Source organism: Microbacterium sp., from assembly GCF_031988965.1.
In the GTDB taxonomy this organism is placed as follows: Bacteria; Actinomycetota; Actinomycetes; order Actinomycetales; family Microbacteriaceae; genus Microbacterium.
Window position 1 is genome coordinate 1 of sequence record NZ_DALZXX010000199.1, and the last position, 4,120, is coordinate 4,120.

Here is a 4,120-nt window from a genome sequence, read left to right on the forward strand (position 1 = left end):
GGCCGGGCGTGACGGCGACGACCCCCGCGGGACCGAACCCGACGCGGTCGAGCACGAGGCCGTGCAGCGTCTGGCCCGCGACGACGCCGACCGTGAAGAGGGAGACTCCGAGCACGCCGGCCGTGATGCCCTGCGCAGAGACGGTGAGCGCACCGCAGGCGCCGCCGAGGAGCATCCAGAGAGGGATGCTGCGATCGCGGATGCCGTCGCGCAGCCGTCCGACGCCTCGCCGGGCCGACGGCAGGCAGACGATCACGACGATCAGGGCGAGGAAGCCGACCGCGAACGAGATGAGACCCGCGACGATGCCGTTGTCGCCCCTGACGCCGAGCACGCCGTTGATGCGCGCCTGGATGGCCGTCATGACGCCGATCGCGACAGCTCCGCCGAGCGCGACCGCCGGAGAGAGTCGACGGGTTGGGGTCACCTGTCGACCCTAGCCCGTCGGCCGGACCACGAATCGCATGAACCGGAGCGGATGTCGGAGCCCCGGCGTACCCTGGCTGCATGTGCGCGAGCTATGGTCTGGATCCTCGATTCACCGACGCCGAGCTTCTCGCTGCCGCCGACGAGGCAGTGCTCGAGGGGCTCCGAGGCTGGGCGGAGCGGAACGCCGGCGAGACGGTTCGCCCGACGGGCAAGAATCTGCGCAACCTCAATCCGATCGTCACGCAACCCGAGACCGTACCGACCCTCGAGCCGGCCTGGTGGGGCTTTCTCGTCGGGGGCGAGCCGTCGAAGTTCCCCTCGATCAACACTCGGTCCGAGCGGCTGCAGGATCGCCCCGGCGGGCTGACGAGCAGAGCGCTCGTGCCGGCGACCAGCTGGTACGAGATGAAGAAGCCCGAGCGGGTGTGGCACGAGTTCCTCGTCGACGACGGGGCTCTGTTCGGCATGGCTGCGGTGACGCAGCACGGTCGCACCGCCGACGGCCAGTCGTTCACCTGCTACTCGATCGTGATGCGGCCGGCACCACCGCACCTCGCACACATCCACGACAGGATGCCGCTGCTGATCCCCGCGTCGCTGAGCGGCGACTGGCTCACCGCCGAGCCGGGCAGAGAGATCATCGACGAGGCTCTGCTCGCCGCCGCGACACTCGACGAGCGCGTGCGGGTGGCGCCGCGCGCCGCCGACGCCCCCTCGTCCGTGAACACGTCAGAGCGGCTGTTCTGAGCGCATGGACGCGACTCGGCTGATCGCCGTCGCCATGGAGCGGGCGGAGGAGCTGCCCGGTTCCGAGCGCGAGAACCCCTTCGGCCCCGAGTGGGACGTCTACAAGGTGCGCGGAAAGGTCTTCCTGCTCATTCCGCTCGATGACACCGGACGCGTCACGCTCAAGTCCCATCCCGACGATGCCGTCGCGCTGCGCGAGACCTTCGCCGACATCGTCCCCGGGTACCACATGAACAAGAAGCACTGGATCACGCTGCTCCCCGGGCCCTCTCTCGAAGACGAGCTCATCACCGAGTTGATCACCGAGTCCTACCGGTTGGTCGTCGAGAAGCTGCCGAGAGCCCGGCGACCGGTCGATCCGGCAGTGTTCGGCATCCGCCGTGAGGATGACCCGCGCTGAGTCGTGAACGGTACCCCGGGAGGACGCGCTCGCGATCACCCGGTCTGTAGCGTCGAAGACATGATCACAGCAGAAGGCCTCACGAAGAGATTCGGAGACAAGACAGCAGTCGACGGGGTGTCGTTCTCGGTGCAGCCGGGAACCGTCACCGGGTTCCTCGGGCCGAACGGCGCGGGCAAGTCCACCACGATGCGCATGATCGTGGGCCTCGACCGACCGACCTCCGGCACAGCGACCGTCGGCGGACGCGAGTACCGCAAGCTGCGCGCGCCGCTCACCGAGGTGGGCGTGCTGCTCGACGCGAAGGCCGTGCACACGGGCCGCACCGCACGCAATCATCTGCGCGCCATGGCGGCGACCCACGGCATCCCCGCCTCCCGCGTCGACGAGGTCATCGACCTCGCCGGCATCGGCGCCGTCGCCCGCAAGCGCGCGGGCAAGTTCTCGCTCGGCATGGGGCAGCGACTCGGCATCGCCTCCGCCCTGCTCGGCGACCCGCACACACTGATCCTCGACGAGCCGGTCAACGGCCTCGACCCCGAGGGCGTGCGCTGGGTCCGCCAGTTCGTCCGCCACGCGGCATCCGAGGGACGCACGGTGCTGCTCTCGAGTCACCTGATGAGCGAGATGGCGCAGACCGCCGATCATGTGATCGTCATGGGCCGCGGCAAGGTGCTGGCGGATGCTCCCCTGGCCGAGCTCGTGCGGGCATGGACCACGAACACCGTGCGCGTGCGTACGCCTCGTGCCGCCGACCTGGCCGCCGCTGTCGGCGGACCGTCCGTCGAGATCGTCAGCTCGGCTCCCGACCTGCTCGACGTCGTCGGCCTGCCCGCGTCTCGCATCGGCGACCTCGCCGCGGACCGCGGCATTCCCCTCCACGAACTCACCCCGACCACAGGATCGCTCGAAGACGCGTACCTCGCGCTCACGGGCGACTCGGTCGAGTACCGCACCAAGGAGATCTCATGACCGTCCAGGCTCCTCCCCTCACCCGCGCACAGGTCGACACCGGCCGACGCCTGACGTTCGTCCGCGCGGTCCGCGGTGAGTGGATCAAGCTCTCCACTCTGCGCTCGACCTGGTGGTCGATCGGCATCGCGGCGATCCTCACGATCGGCATCGCCGTGCTCATCGCCCAGGCGATCGACGTGCCGGGCTTCGAGCCCATCCAGGCCGTCGTGATGCCGATCCAGTTCACGATGCTTCTCGCCGGCATCCTCGGCGCGATCTCGGTGACGGGCGAGTACTCCACGGGGATGATCCGCTCGACGCTCGCGGCCAACCCGCAGCGCGGGTCCGTGCTCGCGGCCAAGGCCGTCGTGGTCGGCCTCTTCATGTTCGTGTCGTCGCTGGTGATCTTCGCCGCCGCGGCGGTCGCGGTCTCCGCCGTCGTCGCGTCGCGTGACCAGAGCATCGACTGGAGCGACCCGTCGGCATCGATCCTGCCGATCGTCGTCTCGTCGCTCGCCATGGCCGTGTTCGCTCTGATCGGCGTCGCGTTCGGTTTCATCCTGCGCTCGGGCGCCGGGGCGATCGCCGCGACCGTCGGCCTGCTGTTCGTGCTGCCGATCGTGGCGAGCTTCTTCGCCGTCGCCGGCGAAGCGTGGAACTGGCTTCTGGAATCGGCGAACTACCTGCCCGTGGCCGCTGCGCAGAGCGCGATCCTGCCCGAAGGCGCCGCCCTCGAGGGTCCGGTCGCATACGCGACACTGGCCGGCTGGGTCGCCGCAGGGATGCTCGCCGCCTGGGCCGTGCTCCGCACGCGTGACGCGTGATCGCGATGCTCCATGACTGCGCCGCGTAGAGTCGGCCGGTGAGCAGAAAGCGCAGCCGCAGCACCTCCGTCCGCGAGGACGAGGCGCTGCGGCTGCCGCGTCCCCCCGGCGTCCTGCGGCGCTTCTGGGCGCGGCATCCGATCGTCGCCGACGTCCTGATCGCGCTGGTGTGCCTGCTTCTGTCGCTGGTTCCCGCCGGTGTCATCACGCGCGACCTGCCGATGCCGTTGGCCATCGGTGTCGCGATCCTGGTCCCCGCATCCGTCGTCGCCACCTGCGCGACGCTGCTGTGGCGGCGCAGTCGCCCGCTGGTGCCGTTCGTCGCCTCTTTCGCACTCGAGGCCGGTTTCCTCTTCGCCCTGCAGCCGATCGGCTCGCCGCTGCTTCTCGTCACCTGTTATTCGCTCGCGGTGTATCGCTCGTCGCGAGCCGCCTGGACGGGCTTCGGCATCGGCCTCGCCTCACTCAGCGCCTTCGGCGGCCTGCTCACCGTCACAGGCGTGGTCTCCTTCCAGGTCGCCGCCAACGCCGTCATCATGTCGCTCGTGCTCGGGCTGATCGGCACGCTGATCGGCGTGAACGTGGGTGGGCGCAAGCGGTATCTGGATGCCGTGATCGACCGCTCCCGCCAGCTGCTCGTCGAGCGCGATCAGCAGGCGCAACTCGCCGCCGCCGGAGAGCGTGCCCGCATCGCCAGAGAGATGCACGACATCGTCTCGCACTCGCTGACGGTGATCGTCGCCCTGTCGGAGGGAGCCGCCGCGAC

The 4,120-nt window shown here is 69.7% G+C and carries 6 protein-coding genes; 5 read left to right on the forward strand and 1 reads right to left on the reverse strand.

Annotated features, from left to right (window positions below; all coding sequences use genetic code 11):
* Positions 1–427, reverse strand: a 427-nt coding sequence (locus RTM68_RS17395; RefSeq protein WP_312173379.1) for a DMT family transporter, incomplete at its 3' end; no start/stop codon positions are given.
* Positions 428–507: 80 nt separating this feature from the next.
* Here RTM68_RS17395 and RTM68_RS17400 point away from each other — a divergent pair.
* The 5 genes from RTM68_RS17400 to RTM68_RS17420 all read left to right on the forward strand — a co-directional run.
* Positions 508–1,176, forward strand: a complete 669-nt coding sequence (locus RTM68_RS17400) for an SOS response-associated peptidase family protein (protein ID WP_312173381.1) — start codon at positions 508–510, stop codon at positions 1,174–1,176.
* A 4-nt stretch (positions 1,177–1,180) separates the two neighbouring features.
* Entirely contained in the window at positions 1,181–1,576 is a 396-nt protein-coding gene (locus RTM68_RS17405; protein WP_312173384.1) for an MmcQ/YjbR family DNA-binding protein, read from the forward strand.
* Positions 1,577–1,636: 60 nt separating this feature from the next.
* A complete protein-coding gene (locus RTM68_RS17410; protein WP_312173386.1) occupies positions 1,637–2,548 on the forward strand; it encodes an ATP-binding cassette domain-containing protein in 912 nt (303 codons plus the stop codon).
* Positions 2,545–3,354: an ABC transporter permease subunit gene (locus RTM68_RS17415; protein WP_312173388.1), complete on the forward strand. Its 810-nt coding sequence runs from the start codon at positions 2,545–2,547 to the stop codon at positions 3,352–3,354. The genes RTM68_RS17410 and RTM68_RS17415 overlap by 4 nt, the downstream gene beginning before the upstream one ends.
* 38 nt (positions 3,355–3,392) lie before the next feature.
* The coding region (locus tag RTM68_RS17420) for a histidine kinase dimerization/phosphoacceptor domain-containing protein (protein ID WP_312173390.1) at positions 3,393–4,120 on the forward strand (728 nt) is incomplete at its 3' end.